This window comes from Allopseudospirillum japonicum (assembly GCF_900108915.1).
GTDB classification, from domain to species: domain Bacteria; phylum Pseudomonadota; class Gammaproteobacteria; order Pseudomonadales; family Halomonadaceae; genus Pseudospirillum; species Pseudospirillum japonicum.
Genome location: NZ_FNYH01000009.1, coordinates 1 through 17,927 on the forward strand (window position 1 = coordinate 1; position 17,927 = coordinate 17,927).

A 17,927-nucleotide genomic window follows, 5' to 3' on the forward strand; every position below is an offset into this window, starting at 1 on the left:
GTTCTGGGGTTGGGTAAATTCTGATTTTCGTGGCTTTTAACATGTAAGCGCTCTCTACTGGAATCTTTTGATGATAACATCACAAGGATTTTGTATAAAATCAGGCTACGCCTGATTAGCCCTTTCATCCCCGCCCGCATTGGGCGAGGGTTTTCGGGCTATTCTGCTAAGCGGGCAATTTCATACCAAGTGCCCAAATACTTGTCTAACTGAAAATTTTGTACTGGCTGTATCTTTTCTGGCATCCCTAAACAGCCAGTCAGCAATAAACTGAGGGTAACTAACAATAAAGCTTGCAAATGGAAACTCCTTTAATCCCTTATTATTTATAGGTCTTGGCATGGAAGCTTGTTATACTCAACCGATTAATATTTTGCTTTATTTAATTTAATAGTTGAGACTTCCGTGAATCATCCTGCCTTTTCCAGCTTAAAACTCGCCAATGCCCAATTAAAAAACCTAGAAAATCTAGGCTACCAACACATGACACCCATCCAAGCACAAAGCTTACCTTGGATTTTGCAAGGCCGCGATGTGATTGCGCAAGCCAAAACCGGTAGTGGTAAAACTGCTGCCTTTGGCATTGGTTTACTTGAACGCATTCACGCGAAGTATTTCGGCTGCCAAGCGCTCATTTTATGTCCAACACGTGAGTTAGCCGCCCAAGTCGCCAATGAGATACGTAAACTCGCGCGTTATCAACACAATATTAAAGTACTCACACTTTGTGGTGGTATGCCCATTGGCCCACAAATTGGCTCTTTGGCCCATGGTGCACATATCATTGTCGGTACGCCAGGGCGGATTCAGGATCACTTACGCAAAGCAACTTTAGATATTAGTCAAGTGAAAACTCTGGTGCTCGATGAAGCCGACCGCATGTTAGATATGGGATTTGCTGAGGCCATCGCGGATATTGTCCAGTACACGCCTGTACAACGACAAACTTTGCTCTTTTCTGCAACTTATCCGCAAGGCATTCAAGCGATTAGTGCGGGATACCAACAAGACCCTGTCACCATCAAGGTGGAAGAGCAAGTTTCTTCACTCAATCTGCAACAAAAGTTTTTTGCTGTAAAACAGACCGCAGAAAAACCTCAAGCGTTGGCAATGATCTTAAATCAATATCAGGCAGAACACGCGGTTATATTTTGTAATACCAAGCAGGATGTCAGTGAGTTAACTGATTTTCTGGAAAATCAAGGCTATTATGCTCAGGCCTTACATGGTGACTTACAACAAAATGAACGCGATCAAGTGTTAATTAAATTTGCCAATTTAAGTACACATTTACTGATTGCCACGGATGTTGCCGCGCGTGGTTTAGATATTAGTGATTTACCTTTAGTCATTAATTATGATTTGGCGCGTGATCCTGAAGTCCATGTGCATCGTATCGGGCGCACAGGACGCGCGGGCAAAGCAGGCCTCGCCATTAGCTTGTGTACTGAGAAAGAATACCCACAACTGATGCGTATTGAGCAACAAATGCACATCAGTATCCAAACCACAGCAATACGCCCAACTGATGCACCACACCAACACAACAAGCAAACACCGCCTAAAATGCAAACCTTAATGATTGATGGGGGCAAAAAGAACAAAGTACGTGCAGGTGATTTACTCGGTGCCTTAACCAATGAAGGTGGTATTCAAGGTCAACAAGTGGGCAAAATCAATATTTTAGATTATGTGGCCTATGTTGCTGTGGCAACCCCTGTAGCTCAAGAGGCTTTGCAGCACTTATTACACAGCCGGATTAAAGGACGTAAATTCAAAGTAAGACGTGTTTAACTCAGGTAGGGTGTTAAATCTTGCACAAGCACAGAAAATGCCGCAATCCGACTAAAATCTAGCTAACTTACTGAAAGCACGTCAATTCTAGTGCATTCTTAGGTTGTGTATTGCCTAACCTCTGAGTATGCTTAAATCCGATAGACTCTTGTTCATTCCTTCGTCCACAGCGCAGGCGATACCTAATCTTGAATCATCAACTTGGGAGTAAGGCTGATGACCAAATCTGAACTGATCGAGCAAATTGCATCCCAGTTAACGGACCTTCCCGTCAAAGATGTCGAACTTGCCGTGAAACTTATTTTGGAACAAATGACAGATGCCCTTGCTCAGGGTGGACGTGTCGAAATTCGTGGCTTTGGTAGTTTCTCCTTGCATTACCGCGAACCTCGTACAGGACGCAACCCCAAAACAGGCGAGCAAGTTGCTTTGGTGGGAAAATATGTTCCCCATTTTAAACCAGGCAAAGAACTACGCGAAATGGTCGACCAAGCCGCGAAAACTGCACCAACCAGGCGTCCACACATCAACCCACATTTGCGTCTTGTGTAAACCTCTTGCGCTTTCTGCGGATACACAAGCATCTAATTAGTCGGTATCATGTCTGGCTTGATATGCATACTGATATGACTGACACTGAATATTAAGGTGGACACGCTTTTATGAGATGGATTCGACTAGTACTTTTTACCTTGGTTTCTATTTTTCTTTTGGGCTTAGGTAGTTGGTTTGCCTTGCGCAATCAAACGCCCGTCCCACTGGATTTAATCTTGATTCAATTTGAAGCTGGCAGCCTAGCCACTTGGATGATGATTGCTTTTATGGGTGGCGCCTTATGTAGCTTATTCGTGATGATTTTCACCTTACTACGAATGCAAGCCCGCTTAGCTGGCGCACGTTCTCGGGTACAGAAACTACAAAAGGAAGTGAACCAGCTTAAAAATCAACAAGGTGCTAAAGAGCTGGCTCCAGCAACTTCATGAGTTGGCTGCTTTTATATCTTGGGCCCCCGCTATTTTTGATATTGGGTTATCTACTGGGTCTTTGGCATGCTAAAAATCCACGGGGGCTTGTTGACTTACTCAAGTGCTGGCCTTGCAACCTTTTGCCTTGGCAACGTACCTTGCCAGCCCACCTCCACCGAGCACGCTTTGTGCAGCCGACGCAACTTGCTGATACTGAAGAAGACGTGATCAGCCATTTGATGCAAGCGCTGCACCTTTCCTCTGATACTTTGGATGCTCATTTAGCTTTCGCGAATTTGTTTCGCCAACGTGGTGATAGTGCTAAAGCCATACGTTTACATCAAAACTTATGTGGCCGCAGTGGGTTAAACGCTTATGATCAACAAAAAATTTACCTTGAGTTAGCACGTGACTATCAAGCCGCCGGCCTTTTAGACCGTGCCGAACACTTATTACTTGACTTGGTGAAAAGTCCGCACGCAGATTTACGCCGCCAAAGCCGTATTTTGCTGACGAAAATCTACGAGCAAGAACGCGAGTGGCACAAGGCAATTCAAACCTTATCGCCTTATATGTTGCGTGATCATTACCGCTTTCGGCGTGCTTGTTCACACTATTATTGCGAATTAGCCGCATACGCAACACGTCAACAAGATACACAAGCAGCTTATGCTTATCTACAACAAGCACAACAACAAGATGAAGCCAATATCCGTATTTACTGGATGCGTGGCGAGTTGCAATTAGCACAAGCGCAATACACAGCCGCCCTTGCCAGCTTGCAAAGCATTCAAACCTATCAAGCACCATTTTTACCGCTTACTTTTGCCATGCAACAAGCAGCCTATCAGGCACTGGATGCTTGGCCACAGTGGCAGGATTATTTGGAAACTTGTTTGCGCGATTATCAGTGGTCCAGTGCCGCTTTATATTTAGCCCAAGCCTATCGACAACAAAAAGGCGCTCATGCCGCTTTACAGGTTTTAAAGCACTTTTTTGTACGAGACCCGCAATTAAATCTTGCACTACATTTATTAGAATGGCATCAGTTGGAACAGCAAGAATTTCCGCATTTACCACAGAAAATTGATCGGCAAGTCTCTGAGGCTTTCTACACTTTATTACTTGAGTTACAAAATAAAATGCCTGCGTTTTTATGCCAGAACTGTGGTTTCAGTGGCCATACCTTATATTGGCAATGCCCCAAATGTCAGCATTGGGGCACCTATCAGCCTCAGCATCAGTAAAACAGGATTAGGCTTTGGGGAGATTTTGCGCTTTTGCCTGCCAACGTGACCAAGTTTTTTCTGCAACTTTCACAAGGTTAATGCCAAGTTTTTCCAATAAAGGCTGTGGCTTTTCCAAGCTGATTTTATAAACATTCGCCTCTTGGCAACGTGTTTGCAGGTACTGCTGGCTGGTTTGTAACCCATCAATTAACCCTAAATTAAGCGCTTCTTGTCCATACCATACCTCCCCTGTAGCAATTTTTTTGATTTCTACTTGTGGGCGCTTTTGCTGAACAAATTGTTTAAATAACTCATGGGTCTTTTGTAAATCCTCAATAAATTTATCACGACCTTCTGGCGTATTTTCACCAAACAACGTCAGGGTACGTTTGTGTTCACCTGCAGTCAAAACCTCAAAATCCACTTCATGTTTTTTCAGTAAACGATGAAAATTAGGCACATGCGCCACGACCCCTACAGAGCCAATCAGCGCGAAAGGTGCTGCATAAATTGTGTCGGCCACCGCTGCCATCATATAACCACCACTTGCAGCCACCGCATCGACACAAACTGTGAGTTTTACTTGTTGTTGACGTAAACGTTCTAATTGGGCTGCTGCCAACCCATAACGGTGCACATAGCCACCACCACTTTCTAGGCAAACAACAACTTCATCTTGTTCACGAATACGAGCGGATAAAATGGTTAATAAATCGGCAAGGTGTTCACTACCTGAAGCCTGCATATCACCATCAAACTCAAGTACAAATACACGTGCTTTATCTTCAGTTGCATCCGTATTTTTTTGTTGTTTACGTGCCTTGTATAATTTTTTAAGGGCGCTTTTATCTAGTAGATGTTCATCTAATTCTTGCTGATATGCTTCAAGCTCATCATTGAGGTGCTTGATTTTTAATTGTGCTGTTTCATCTTGGTTTTTATGATTTTTTGCCGCAGCAATCAGCACAATGGGTAAGGCAAATAATACGACGAGGGTGAGGCTTTTCAGTAAAAAAGCTAAATAATCAAAAATAAAAACTTCCACACAAGCTCCTTATTCATCAAGATCAATTGCGACCTTTAGTATGGCATTGAGAAACAAAAAATGCACCAACATCCTTGTTGATGACTCTTATTTTACTTCCCTTTGATAAGAAGAAGGCCTAAGCACTAAGAAACTAACCAAGTTTCGACTTCATCACCATAAGTCCGTTTCCATGCTTGAAATTTTGCATGGTTACGGCTACGAATTTCTAGCGTTTCCCCAGTGTGTGGGTTACGAAATATTTTTTGTGCACGTTGATATTTAACACTTTCTTGTGCGGGGGCTTGTGTTGCCGGTGGGCGCAGCATGTCTAATACTTCAGCTTCACTAAGATTAAATTGCTCCATCAAAGCTTGTAACTCTTGCTTAAATTTAACCACTTCTTGTACGGCTGTACTTTGTGCAAGATGCTGTACTTCTTGCTGTAATGCCTGTAATTGTTTTTCTTTCGCTAAAAACTCGCGTAGCTTATGGATTTTGTTCATCTAGAAGACTCCCTCTAAAATAATTATTTCAATGTTTGTTACCTATCCCCTTATGGACGGCGCTAAAAATACACGCTTTGGCTATTTAAAATCAAGTTGTTGCTTAACTAAACTGATCTATTAGTTATTTTTCATAGTGCACTTTTATTACTCTCTAATATCAAGCGCTCTAGATAAGCTGTGAAAATCTATAGTAAGACTTACAAGACCTTCGCCAATGTACAATTTTTGCTTGTGTTCATGTTGGTTTAAGAAAGCAGAATATCCTTATTTTTCTTAGGTTTATTCTGCGCAACTTTTTATTGTTGGCCGACTCTTAGATGACATTTGAGATAAAAACATGAGGCTGCACATGATCATTTTCCCCTATAGGTCTTTTACTCAAGGATTCCATCTTTGGTTGCTGGTGAGTATCCTTGGCTTGTTGACGTTTTGGTCAAATAAAGGAGTGGCAAGTATGACGCAAAAAGCTCAAGATTTAAGTCAGTACCCAAGCTTGGTCTTGGGAATGGGCTGTTTTTGGGGCGCGGAAAAACGTATGGGCGAGCTATCAGGCGTGCTTGATGTGCAAAGCGGTTATGCCAATGGCGATGGTGCTGCTAGTTACACCCACATTCTCGCCTATGAAAAAGCGTTACAAAGTGGCCAAACTCAAGGCAAAAATCATGCTGAAGTGGTGAAGGTTATTTTTGATCCCGCACAAGTGAGTGTCACCCAAGTACTGATGCATTTTTGGGAAAATCACAATCCAACACAAGGCGATCGCCAAGGCAATGATGTTGGCTCCAATTATCGCAGTGCTATTTACTACCAAACGCCCGAGCAAGAAGCTGCCGCCAAAGAAACCCGCCGCCTTTATCAACAAGCCTTGACAGAAGCTGGTTATTTACGCATTACCACAGAGATTGCCCCTTTAACTACGTATACGCCTGCTGAAGAATATCATCAGGATTATTTGCAAAAAAACCCCAATGGCTATTGTGGCTTGGGAGGCACCGGCGTGACTTTTCCGCGTGAGGCAAGCACAGCTAAACCAGCTTCTCTACAACACAAGGTTGAAATCTTGCAAGGCGCACAGCTTAATCAAGAAATCCAGTTAGTTATGTTTTCAGCCCCAGAATGTGGTTATTGTGATGCCTTTAAACGTGATATTGCCCAACATTGGCAAGCTGAGGTGGATTTAGCGATCACAGAAGTCAGCCAAGTACCGACAGGATGGCAATTAGGCCAAGCACTCTTTGCCACGCCTACGTTAGTCTTGTTTAAACAAGGGGTTGAAGTCAGTCGTTACACAGGTTATCAAGGAGATGCGCAGCGTTTTTGGCAGTGGCTCGGTTTTCAATTGTTGACCCCAGAACAACAAAAAATTGCTTTCGAATCAGGGACTGAGCGCCCTTTTACCGGCTCGCATCTTGATGAAAAGCGTGCAGGTACCTTTGTTGACCCCATTACTGGTGCCCCCCTGTTCCGTAGTGAAACCAAATACGAAAGCGGTAGTGGTTGGCCCAGTTTTTTTAATCCAGTCGAAGGTGCCTTAACCCTGCATCCAGATGATACTCATGGTATGCAAAGAATAGAAGTGCGTAGTGCCAGTTCTGGGATTCATCTAGGACATGTTTTCAACGATGGCCCACCGCCTACCTATAAACGCTATTGCATTAATGGGGAAGTCCTCAAATTTATCGCAGATTAATCCCCATCTGTGAACGGATGCAGCGCCTCGACATACTTGGGCACTGCATCCTCTAAGTTATAATTGATTCAGCGGCAATTTTAAGTAAGCCACTTGGTTTGCTTCTGCCTCTGGTAAGTGCCCTGCACGAATATTAATTTGTATTGAAGGCAACAATAAACGCGGCACTGCTAACCCTGCATCTCGTTGGCTGCGCATACGCACAAAGTCTTCCTGTGTGCGGCCTTGGCCAACATGAATATTCGCTGCTTTTTGCTCAGCTACACTCGATTGAAAAGCGACCTCGCGTCCTTCCGGTGGATAGTCGTGACACATAAACAAGCAGGTGTGCTCTGGTAAAGCGAGTAGACGCTGAATCGAAGCATATAAAGTAGCCGCATCCCCTCCGGGAAAATCACAACGTGCTGTGCCCACATCTGGCATAAATAAGGTGTCGCCGACAAATACCGCTGGACCAATCTTGTAACTCACACACGCCGGTGTATGCCCTGGTGTATGCAAAACTTCTATCGCATGCTGCGCAAAGGTCAAGGTGTGATTTGGCTTGGCCAGATAGTCAAACTCTTGCCCTTGGGTACTGACATCGTCAAGATGAAATAAGCTTTTAAAAACTTTTTGTACCTGAGTAATCGCTTCACCAATCACGACCTGCCCACCTGCAAGGGCTTTAAGTGCTTGAGCGCCAGAAAGATGATCTGCATGTGCATGGGTTTCTAAAATCCAGACCAATCTCAATTGATGTGCATGTAGGAAGTCTACCAATCGTTGCACACTCTCATTCGAGGTACGCCCTGAGGGTGCATCAAAATCCAAGACAGGATCAATAACGACGGCTTCACCTTGTGCAAAAACCACATAAGTCAAGGTGGAAGTATCCTGATGGAAAAAAGCTTGTACCTCAAAATCAGCAAATTGCACAGGTGCAAAACAGGTCATAGAAGTAGAAGTATCAGAAGTGCTCATCAGTCAGATCTCCATTATATTAGAACTTATTGTTTTATGCTGACCTATTTTCTATATAATGTCTAGAAATATACTTAGCATACTTTGATTTAAAGATGAGGGATTTTTGATGCTGCCTCCTTCTTGGTTACACACTTGGCCTTTAGCACGCTGGCTGCAAAGTTATCAGCGCCATGATGCCCTCGGTGATCTGCTTGCGGGTCTTGTAGTCGCGGTTATGCTGATTCCACAAGGCATGGCGTATGCTTTTCTGGCAGGCTTGCCCCCCCAGATGGGTCTCTATGCGGCTTTATTTCCTTTAATCTTATATGCCTTGTTAGGCTCTAGCCGCAGCATGGCCGTAGGTCCAGTGGCGATTGCTTCTTTAATGACAGGGGAAGCCCTACGACACTCGGGCACAGATCCCAGCCAATGGCCCTTAGTTGCAGCACAACTTGCTTTATTGGTCGGAGTTTGTTTACTAGGCTTGCGTCTTTTAAATGCTGCCAGCATAGTGAATTTTATTTCCCACTCGGTGATTAAAGGATTTACCAGTGCGGCAGCCTTGGTAATTGCACTCAATCAGCTCAAATATTTGCTGGATATTGATCTGCCCCGTGGCGATTTTTTCACCTTAATCACCGCGCTACCTAACGCACTACCGCAAAGTGCCGGTGATGCGGTTTTGTTGAGCCTGCTGTGTTTAGGCTTGCTTTGGGGGATGCAAAATCAGCTTGCACCTCAATTAATCCGCCTAGGCTGGCCTAAACTAGCCGCACAAACCTTAGCGCGTTCAGGCCCTTTGGTACTCATTCTGGCTAGTCTTGTTTTACTACCTTTCTTGTGGCCACAGGCACAGCTCGCTAAAGTGGGCGCGATTCCTGCAGGTCTGCCAGATTGGCAGTTTATAGTGCTTGATCTAGGCCAAATACAGGCTTTATTTCCCAGTGCTTTATTAATTGCCCTTGTCGGCTATTTAGAAAGCATTTCTGTTGCTACAGCCCTAGCCAGTCAAAAACGTGAGCGTATTGCCCCTCGTCAGGAACTACTCGCTTTAGGGATAGCCAATTTAGGGGCCGCGTTTACACAAGCTTATCCTGTCGCTGGCGGTTTTGGGCGCTCGATGGTCAATCACAATTCAGGAGCAAGGACCACCTTAGCGTCGCTACTGGCTGCGGGTGTTTTAGCGTTAGTAGTCGCTTTTTTCACCCCTTGGTTTGCTGATTTGCCGAAGGTCGTTTTGGGCGCGATTGTGGTGATGGCCGTTCTACCGTTAATTGATATTTCCGCTATTTGGCAGACTTGGGCTTTTAACCGTGCCGATGCTTTAACCCTGCTGGCTTCCTTCTTGGGTGTTTTGTTTCTAGGCGTAGAACTCGGTATTTTGCTTGGGATAAGTCTCTCGATTGCCTTACTACTGAAACGCAGTGCGCAACCCCATATTGCAGAACTTGGACGCGTGCCGAATAGCGAGCATTTCCGTAATGTACAACGCCACCAAGTGCAGACTTTGACGCAAGCTGTTTTTTTACGAGTTGATGAAAACCTGTATTTTGCCAATACTCACTATATTGAAGATAAAATTCTCGACGCTGTGAGTACACGTCCTCAATTGACCGATGTGGTTTTAGTCTGCTCTGCAGTAAATTTTATTGATGCCAGTGCATTAGAATCTCTCGAAACCCTGATTGAGCGTCTTGCGCAAGCTAAAGTCCGGCTACATCTTGCAGAAGTTAAAGGTCCAGTGAGCGATCAACTCGCCCACAGTCACCTATTAACACTGTTACAACAACATCAAGGCCAAATCTTCTTAAGCTGCTATAGCGCTTTTTGCGCCTTGCAAAAATAATATGTAATCTTAATACCTTAATGCCAAGCAGGGAGGCTGATAGGATGCACACCAAATTCGAGCAACTTGTTTCCTCCGTCTTGGCCGAGGTGCAAACTGCCCCTTTCGGGGTAATCCGTGTTGACCGCGCCTGTGCTCTGTTCACTGATTTCTGGCGACAAGCCTATCAAGAAGCCCTAACGACCAGCCTACAGCATTTACAACATCAAGGTTGGGGACCTGCACCTATCACACCAAGTATTTTGATTTTAGGTTCGATTGGGCGTGGGGAAGCCCTTTTATTTCCCGATCAGGATCAGGCAGTGATTTATCCACAAGTGGCAGATGCACATACGGAACTTTGGCTACAAGCTTTCAGTGCACATTTTACTCAAACTCTCGTGAGTTTAGGTCTGCCAGAATGTCAAGGGGGCGTAATGAGTCAGTATCCTTTGTGGCGTAAATCCCTGCCTGAATGGCAATACCAATGGCAACTTTGGTCTGGGCGACGTATTCGTCACCAAGCCCACTTAGCCAATATTTTATTAGATGCTTATCCCCTCAATGCAGCAGCAATGCCCTTGTGGCAGACTTTAGAGGATACTTGGTGTACACAGTATGCTAAGAGTTTATTAGCCCAAGAGCAGGCGCAAATTTTACGTGAGGCTTTGCCCCTGATCAAAACCTCCTGCGAGCAAGCACCTTATCCCCATGCATTGCATGTAAAACGCCAAGCTATTTTGCCTCTACAAACTTATGTTCGTTATATGAGCTACCAAGCAGGGATCAAAATTGCCCCGCAAGCCCAGATGCACACCTTGGCACGTTTGCAAGCTTTGATTCCTGTCTTGGGAGCAGACACTTGTGAGGCACTTAGCACAGCTTATATACGTTTTTTACAACGCTGGCTCGTTTTAAATCTGCAAGCCTACCAACAAGATTATCCTGTCAGTCCTTGGTTCAATCTTGCTACGCTTGCACCGTGGGAAAAGCAAAGTTTCACTCAGGATTTAGCCGTTCTAGAAACCTGTATTCGCACACATTGCTAGATCTGGGGAGAAAAACCATGCGTATTTTGCAGACGTTACCCAGTCACCAAAACTTACTTGGTCTTTGGCTCCTGTTAACCGCTTTGCTGGCCTGTATTGGTTTAGGGATGGCTGTGAGCTTGCATCCCTATGTACCTGCACACCTTGCTTGGTTACTTTGGGGGTTGGCCTTTGTACCTAGCTTACTGTGTTTAGGACTAGGGTATTTACTTCAGCAAGTTGTAATTCTTCCTCTACGCCACTTTCATACGCAATTAGAGAGCTTAACGCAAGGGCCAGGTCCCTATCCAGGGGCCCAAGCTTGGCTGAGTGGTTTAAATACGCCTTTAACGCATCTAATACAGACTTGGCAGCAAGATCGTCAGCAAGCACAAGATGTACAAGCGCAAGCAGAAATCCAGCACCTAGAGCACGAGCTTGAAGTCCTTATTCATAGCCTACCGCTTGCACTTGTCTTATTAGATCGTCATAGACGTGTTCTTTTATTTAATCAGGCAGCAGCACAGATTTTTTCCCACCCTTATCATTTAGGTTTAGGGCGTATCTTTGATGAGGTTTTGCAGGTGCCGCATTTAGATGAGTACCAAGCTTGCTTAAGCCGCTATCTGGCAACGGCGACAAGCGAACGTCAACCAACAGCCATAGGTCACCAAGCCAAACTTTGGGTCTGTGTTCAAAGCACTTGGTATCTGCTGCATTGGCATGCCATTCAAGATGAATATGCTAGTGATTGGCTACTTTACACTTTGCCACCGGCTTTACTAAACACTGAAATGTCTGCGGAGGTTTTTAGTCAAGATTGGCTTGCTTTTCTTGTACAAAGCTGTGCACCTGATCTTGAAATCACCCCGATTGGTCTGCCTTTATGGTTATGCTTGCCCATTTTATCTATTAACAAAGTCCTTTTACCGAGAGTTCGTGCTTGGGCACAAGCATTACACACCACCCAGCTTGAATTACACCTTCACCCTAGCGAAACAGGTTTAGTGATGAGTCTGCGTGCACCTGATGCACCAAAGCTCGCACCACAGGAACAAGCGCACTGGTTACAAACATGGCAGGTGTCTCAAGATCCCCACCTTAAGGCTTTACAGATTCACAATACCCAGTTGCAATTCGATTTTTCCACTGGGCAGACGTATGCAGAGGCTTTTCCAGTACACACAGATTTGCCCGCAAGACCTAGCTACCAAAATTTGCATATTGCCCAATGGCCTGCACCAGAGACGCAAGCTAGCGACCGTTTGCTGACACAAACTGAGTTTGTGGTCTTTGATACGGAAACTACAGGTTTAGAATTAACTCGAGGGGATAAGGTCGTCAGTTTAGGGGCTTGCCGCTTACTGCCCCAAGGCTTACTCACACAGGAAACCTTTTTACAGCACATCAACCCTGAACGCCCTATCCCAGCATCAAGTACCCGCTTTCATGGTTTAACCGATGAAGATGTTGCTGATGCCCCACCAATCGCTTGGGTACTACCACAATTTTATCGTTTTGCAGGACGTGCTGTTTTAGTCGCACACAATGCCGCTTTCGATTACCAAGCTCTATATCTGGCTGAACAAGCGACACATCCGCAAACGTCTGTTTCAATACAGGATTTTATTTTGTTAGATACTTGGCATCTTTCACGTTTTATCTGGCCGCAGGATGAGAACCACTCCCTTGATGCGCTGGCTGAACGTTTACACTTGAGCATCGCGGCCACAGATCGCCATACGGCGTTAGGGGACGCTTTGTTAACTGCACAGGTGCTACTTGCACTTTTACCTAAACTCGCACATCGCGGGATCTTAACCCTCGCAGATGCGCTTGCGTTGCATCAAATGCCCAAACCTTGAGAGGCTTGTTTGCTTTCAATTAATTCAATCTTATAGCCGTCGGGATCTTCCACAAAAGCAATCACTGTCGATCCCCCTTTCACTGGACCTGCCTCACGCGTTACCTTACCGCCGGCGGCTTTAATACGTTCACAGGTTTGGTAAACATCTTCCACCCCTAGGGCAATATGGCCAAAAGCATTGCCCAAGTCGTATTCTTCTGTACCCCAGTTATACGTTAGTTCAATCACCGCTTGTTCACTTTCATCTGCAAAACCAACAAAGGCTAAAGTGTATTGATACTCTGGATTATCATGCTGACGTAACAAACGCATACCCAACACTTGGGTATAAAAATCAATCGATGCTTGTAAATGACCAACACGCAACATCGTATGTAATAAACGCATTTTAACTTCTCCTTAATCAATGCACTGATTTTCTATCAAGATATTTGAGTGGCTCGCCGTACTGGATTGGCATACATAGCGAGCCAAGGGCTTAAATAGGCCTCTGGAATTTGTGCTTTATGTTCTGCAAAACGTGCTTTTTGCGCTTCCGTTATTTGTGCAAAAATCGATTCTAGGCCTTGTAGATCTTCGCCCAAATCAGCATAAGCTAAATAATGACTCGGAAATAATTGGTAGCCTTGTAAAATGGCTTGATCAATTGCTCTCGCTACTTGCTCAGCATCTTGATAGTCTGTCGTGGTCAAAGGCTGAGAAAAGTGTACATGCACACGCCCTTTATAGCCTGTAATTCCTAAAGCAATACTTTGCATATCTTCAAATTCTGCTTTTGCATAATCTTGTGTACTTAATTCACGCGCTTTTAATAAAGCACAAGGATCATACTCATAAGCAATACTCACAGGCACAATTTTTAGTTTTTTTATTGTTTGCGTAAAATTTAAAGCGCCTTCATCTTTACGCCGCTTTTCATGCATAAAAAACATTTTGATAATGGCAGGATCAGTAATATCCACACCATCTTTCGCACGTCCTTCTCGTTGTGCAATCCAAATCGAGTGTTTTTCCTCAAACAAAGAATAATGAATATACGCTGATAAGGTATTCATAGCTTGCATTAACTCACGAACACCTTTGGCAGAGCGTTTAACAATAAAGCTTTTATTTAAACGCATCAAATCAGTGACATAGGTTTTTTTAATCAAGTTATCACCAATAGCGATCCGCAAGGTTTCCCGGCCTGCTTGGTGTAAGGCAAGATTAATAAAGCCAGGATCCATAGCAATATCTCTATGATTGCCGACAAATAAATAGGTCTGATCTTGAGCTAAATCATCTAAGCCAGAAACACTAAAACCATCTGTTGTCGTATTGACCATATGCTGCATATAGCCTGCAACTTGCAGTTGCAAATCATGGATTGTTTGAATATTAGCGACTTTCTTTTTTAACCGCCAACCAATCAGCCCATGTAATATAGGGGCCATATACTGGGAAAAATAAGGGAAGCGAAAACGGGCAATCGCCTCTAATAATTCCGGATCTTCTACTAAACGTGTTAATACCTCAGCAACTTCATTATCTTGATAAGGGCGAATGTCCGCAAACAGCTCTGGGGTTTTCATAGGATAGGGTCGTTCACTCAAAAAAATACTGGATTAGCGAAAATTTTACTGGATTTACTCTGTTTTTGCTGAGTTTTCTAATGCTCTGATTTGGTCTCTTAATTCAGCTGCACGTTCAAAATCTAACGCTGCCGCTGCTGCCTGCATTTGCACTTGCAAATCAGCAAGCTGTGTAGGTAGATCTTGCTGATTTGCAGCCTGATAATTCGATGTGGTTTGATCGGCAATGTGTGGCAATCCCTGTATTTTTTCCTGAGGGTCTTCTGTCAAAATAGGTAAATCTACATCGAGTAAATCTCGTATTTGTTTACGCAAAGCCTGTGGTTGAATGCCATGCACTTGGTTGTATTGCGCTTGCTTGATGCGGCGGCGTTCTGTTTCTTGGATTGCTTTTTGCATAGATGCAGTGATCTTATCTGCATACAAAATTGCACGCCCTTGTAAGTGACGAGCAGCACGACCTATGGTTTGAATCAGTGAGGTTTCCGAACGTAAAAAACCTTCTTTATCCGCATCTAAAATGGCAACCAATGCCACTTCTGGCATATCCAAGCCTTCACGTAATAAGTTGATTCCCACTAACACATCGAAGATACCTTGACGCAAATCTTTAATAATTTGTACCCGTTCAACCGTGTCTATATCTGCATGTAAATAGCGTACCCTAATACCTTGTTCTGCAAGAAAGTTAGTTAAATCTTCCGCCATACGCTTAGTTAAAGTCGTCACAAGTACTCGATCTTTTTTAGCAACGACTTTTTGAATTTCTTCATATAAGTTATCAACTTGGGTCTGCGCAGGACGCACCTCAACTAAAGGATCAAGCAAGCCTGTAGGACGTACGACTTGCTCCACAATTTGTGCTGCATGTTCGGCTTCATAACGTGAAGGTGTGGCAGAAACAAAGATCATCTGTGGCGCTAAAGCTTCCCATTCTGCAAACATAAGCGGGCGATTATCTAAAGCCGAAGGTAAGCGAAATCCATACTCCACAAGGGTTTCTTTGCGCGAGCGATCACCACGATACATAGCACCAATTTGTGGTACAGTGACATGGGATTCATCCAAAAATAATAAAGCATTTTTAGGCAAATAATCAAAGAAGGTTGGTGGCGGCATGCCAGGTTTACGGCCTGATAAATAACGCGAGTAATTTTCTATGCCCGTACAATAACCTAACTCACGCATCATTTCGATATCATATAAGGTACGTTCTTGTAAGCGCTGTGCTTCCACTAAACGCCCTGCTTGTTTAAGCGCATGCAGCCTTATTTGCAATTCTTGCTCAATATGAATAATGGCTTTTTCTAACACATCTTTTGGTGTGACATAGTGTGTACAAGGGTATAAAGTCCAACGTACAAGCTGTCGCTGTGTTTTTCCTGTTAAAGGATTAAATAAAATTAAAGCTTCTATCTCATCATCAAATAATTGAATTCGCAAGGCTTGCTGTTCTGACTCAGCAGGAAAAACATCAACAGTATCGCCCCTAACCCGATAAGTACCTCGTTGAAAATCCATATCATTACGTTGATATTGTAACTCTGCCAAGCGATGTAATAAATGACGCTGTTGTATTCTATCACCACACTGAAGGGGTAATAACATATTTAAATAATGTTCAGGGTCACCTAAACCATAAATAGCAGAAACTGTGGCTACAATGATAGCATCTGGGCGTTCTAGCAAGGCCTTAGTGGCAGATAAACGCATTTGCTCGATATGTTCATTAATCGCAGCATCTTTTGCAATAAAAGTATCTGAAGCAGGCACATAAGCTTCTGGTTGATAATAATCATAATAAGAAACAAAATATTCCACTGCATTATGTGGAAAAAAGGCCTTAAATTCGCTATAGAGTTGTGCCGCTAGGGTTTTATTGTGCACCATAATTAATGCTGGGCGCTGTAGACTTTCGATGACCTTTGCCATAGTAAAGGTTTTGCCCGAGCCCGTCACACCAAGAAGGGTTTGATGTATCAAACCCTGATGTACACCTTCGACTAAGCGTTGAATTGCTTGAACTTGATCACCAGCGGGTGCATAAGGTGCCACCACTTGCAATGCATGGTGTTGAGGCACATCGTTTTCGCTTGCATCAGACATAAATTTCTGCAGTCTTTAAGGCTTCGGATACAAAAAAGCCCCGTTAGAAAGATAACGGGGCTAGAATATTTTGGCTCCCTGAGCAGGACTCGAACCTGCGACCAATTGATTAACAGTCAACTGCTCTACCGACTGAGCTATCAGGGAAGATGGCGCAAAGTATAAAGATTAGGCTTTAGATGTCAAGCTTGTGGCAAGCAAGCGTACACATCCCACACAAGATCCAGTATATTCCTGTATTTATTATGGAGTTTCTCTTATGTTAGTGCGCCTAATTTTGGGCCTTACTGTATGCTTTAGCACGCACTTCATCGCACCTCAGATTCATGCTCGCTCAGTTGAAAACCTTTATGAATCTCTAGTCAAGGTTCCAGATACAAAAGAAAGTACGCGCCAACAAGTCGCGCGCGAAGCATTAGCAATCACTTGGGTTCGCATTAGCGGACACCCACAAGTATTGGAGAATCAACAAATCCAAGCTTCTCTTGCACAAGCATCTGCTTGGATCGAGTATTTTGCTTATCAGACAACAGAGAAACAGCCGCCTTTTGAACTCAAGCTCACTTTCCAACAAGAACGCATGCAGACATTATTGCAACAAGCAGGCTTACCTTTGTGGGGACAAGAACGGCCACAGGTTGTGGCTTGGATTGTCTTACAAGGCCAACAAGGTCGCTACTTTATTACGCCAGATACAAATCCGGCCTTAAGTGAATGGATTTTAGCGCAGGCACAAGAACGGGGCTTACCTTGGTTACTGCCCACACCAGATTTAGGAGTGCAAGGGTTGCAAGTTGCTGATATTTGGGGAGGGTTCCGTGAACCTTTAGAAGCCATGCGACGCCCATATCAAGCTGATATCTTAGTCAGCGCCCGTGTAATGCCTGATCTTCAAGGGGATGCTTGGACAGCACAATGGCGCTTGTTATTGGCACATACTGAGCTTAATTTTCAACAACAAGCGCCCGAATTAGGCAAACTTTTATCCCAAGGGGTGCATGAGGTCGCTAACCGCCTTGCAAACTTGTATAGCTTCCGTCTTTTACCAGCAGATGCACAGGCCCAGCCGCTGCATTTACAGGTCACAGGCGTTGAGCAAATAAGCGATTATGCACACTTATCAAGTTATCTTCAGCAACTCCCCCTTGTACAAGAGGTTAATTTGCTCGCATTAGAAAATGGCTATGCGCGTTTACAATTACAACTAGGCACCCCAGATCTGGGAAAATTCAACCAAATTCTACAACTGGATTCCCAACTTGTGCCTGAATTAAGCGCAGATTTTAGTAGCGAGCAGCAAAATTCTGCTGATAACAAAGACAAAAGCCACTTAATCTACTACCATTGGCGCCCAAAACCTTAATTTTTATATCA

16 protein-coding genes and 1 tRNA gene are annotated in these 17,927 nt (G+C 44.1%); 9 read left to right on the plus strand and 8 right to left on the minus strand.

Annotation, left to right across the window (positions count from 1 at the left end):
* Nucleotides 1-158: 158 nt before the first annotated feature.
* Nucleotides 159-299 carry a hypothetical protein gene (locus BMX05_RS12500; protein WP_177166857.1) on the minus strand — a complete coding sequence of 47 codons (141 nt, stop codon included), beginning with the start codon at nt 297-299 and terminating at the stop codon, nt 159-161.
* A gap of 106 nt (nt 300-405) precedes the next feature.
* Here BMX05_RS12500 and dbpA point away from each other — a divergent pair, with 106 nt between their 5' ends.
* From dbpA to BMX05_RS08865, 4 genes are all read left to right on the plus strand, one after another.
* On the plus strand, nt 406-1,794 hold the full coding sequence (dbpA, locus tag BMX05_RS08850) for an ATP-dependent RNA helicase DbpA (protein WP_093310430.1): 1,389 nt from the start codon (nt 406-408) through the stop codon (nt 1,792-1,794).
* Nucleotides 1,795-2,010: 216 nt separating this feature from the next.
* On the plus strand, nt 2,011-2,346 hold the full coding sequence (locus BMX05_RS08855; RefSeq protein WP_093310432.1) for an integration host factor subunit beta: 336 nt from the start codon (nt 2,011-2,013) through the stop codon (nt 2,344-2,346).
* Between the two features lie 110 nt (nt 2,347-2,456).
* Nucleotides 2,457-2,777 carry a LapA family protein gene (locus BMX05_RS08860; protein WP_093310434.1) on the plus strand — a complete coding sequence of 107 codons (321 nt, stop codon included), beginning with the start codon at nt 2,457-2,459 and terminating at the stop codon, nt 2,775-2,777.
* A gap of 170 nt (nt 2,778-2,947) precedes the next feature.
* Nucleotides 2,948-4,006, plus strand: a complete 1,059-nt coding sequence (locus tag BMX05_RS08865; RefSeq protein WP_143051955.1) for a hypothetical protein — start codon at nt 2,948-2,950, stop codon at nt 4,004-4,006.
* 7 nt (nt 4,007-4,013) lie between these two features.
* On the opposite strand, the gene sohB is transcribed toward BMX05_RS08865, so the two are convergent.
* Both sohB and BMX05_RS08875 read right to left on the minus strand, forming a co-directional pair.
* Nucleotides 4,014-5,033, minus strand: coding sequence for a protease SohB (gene sohB / locus BMX05_RS08870; protein ID WP_093310439.1), 1,020 nt, complete (start codon nt 5,031-5,033; stop codon nt 4,014-4,016).
* A 125-nt stretch (nt 5,034-5,158) separates the two neighbouring features.
* The gene (locus BMX05_RS08875) at nt 5,159-5,518 is read right to left on the minus strand and encodes a histone-like nucleoid-structuring protein, MvaT/MvaU family (protein ID WP_093310441.1); all 360 of its coding nucleotides are present in this window, start codon (nt 5,516-5,518) and stop codon (nt 5,159-5,161) included.
* A gap of 457 nt (nt 5,519-5,975) precedes the next feature.
* Between BMX05_RS08875 and msrA the strand changes: the two genes are divergently transcribed.
* Nucleotides 5,976-7,211: a peptide-methionine (S)-S-oxide reductase MsrA gene (gene msrA / locus BMX05_RS08880; protein ID WP_093310442.1), complete on the plus strand. Its 1,236-nt coding sequence runs from the start codon at nt 5,976-5,978 to the stop codon at nt 7,209-7,211.
* Between the two features lie 57 nt (nt 7,212-7,268).
* Here msrA and BMX05_RS08885 read toward each other — a convergent pair whose 3' ends face one another.
* Nucleotides 7,269-8,174, minus strand: coding sequence for an MBL fold metallo-hydrolase (locus BMX05_RS08885; RefSeq protein WP_245710633.1), 906 nt, complete (start codon nt 8,172-8,174; stop codon nt 7,269-7,271).
* A gap of 109 nt (nt 8,175-8,283) precedes the next feature.
* Between BMX05_RS08885 and BMX05_RS08890 the strand changes: the two genes are divergently transcribed.
* The 3 genes from BMX05_RS08890 to BMX05_RS08900 are packed head-to-tail and all read left to right on the plus strand — an operon-like array spanning nt 8,284 to nt 12,874.
* The gene (locus BMX05_RS08890; RefSeq protein WP_093310444.1) at nt 8,284-10,002 is read left to right on the plus strand and encodes a SulP family inorganic anion transporter; all 1,719 of its coding nucleotides are present in this window, start codon (nt 8,284-8,286) and stop codon (nt 10,000-10,002) included.
* A 44-nt stretch (nt 10,003-10,046) separates the two neighbouring features.
* Complete coding sequence (locus tag BMX05_RS08895) at nt 10,047-11,030, plus strand: DUF294 nucleotidyltransferase-like domain-containing protein (protein ID WP_177166858.1); 984 nt, start codon at nt 10,047-10,049, stop codon at nt 11,028-11,030.
* A gap of 17 nt (nt 11,031-11,047) precedes the next feature.
* Nucleotides 11,048-12,874, plus strand: coding sequence for an exonuclease domain-containing protein (locus tag BMX05_RS08900; RefSeq protein ID WP_093310450.1), 1,827 nt, complete (start codon nt 11,048-11,050; stop codon nt 12,872-12,874).
* Here BMX05_RS08900 and gloA read toward each other — a convergent pair.
* The 4 genes from gloA to BMX05_RS08920 all read right to left on the minus strand — a co-directional run bounded on the left by gloA (nt 12,856) and on the right by BMX05_RS08920 (nt 16,700).
* Nucleotides 12,856-13,263: a lactoylglutathione lyase gene (gene gloA, locus BMX05_RS08905; RefSeq protein ID WP_093310452.1), complete on the minus strand. Its 408-nt coding sequence runs from the start codon at nt 13,261-13,263 to the stop codon at nt 12,856-12,858. The genes BMX05_RS08900 and gloA overlap by 19 nt on opposite strands.
* 35 nt (nt 13,264-13,298) lie before the next feature.
* Nucleotides 13,299-14,447: a 1-acyl-sn-glycerol-3-phosphate acyltransferase gene (locus tag BMX05_RS08910; RefSeq protein ID WP_093310454.1), complete on the minus strand. Its 1,149-nt coding sequence runs from the start codon at nt 14,445-14,447 to the stop codon at nt 13,299-13,301.
* Nucleotides 14,448-14,501: 54 nt separating this feature from the next.
* Nucleotides 14,502-16,553 (minus strand): excinuclease ABC subunit UvrB, encoded by a 2,052-nt coding sequence (gene uvrB, locus BMX05_RS08915; protein ID WP_093310457.1) that lies wholly within the window; start codon nt 16,551-16,553, stop codon nt 14,502-14,504.
* A gap of 71 nt (nt 16,554-16,624) precedes the next feature.
* Nucleotides 16,625-16,700, minus strand: a tRNA-Asn gene (locus BMX05_RS08920).
* 112 nt (nt 16,701-16,812) lie between these two features.
* Between BMX05_RS08920 and BMX05_RS08925 the strand changes: the two genes are divergently transcribed.
* Nucleotides 16,813-17,916 carry a DUF2066 domain-containing protein gene (locus tag BMX05_RS08925; RefSeq protein WP_093310460.1) on the plus strand — a complete coding sequence of 368 codons (1,104 nt, stop codon included), beginning with the start codon at nt 16,813-16,815 and terminating at the stop codon, nt 17,914-17,916.
* The last annotated feature ends 11 nt before the right edge of the window (nt 17,917-17,927 follow it).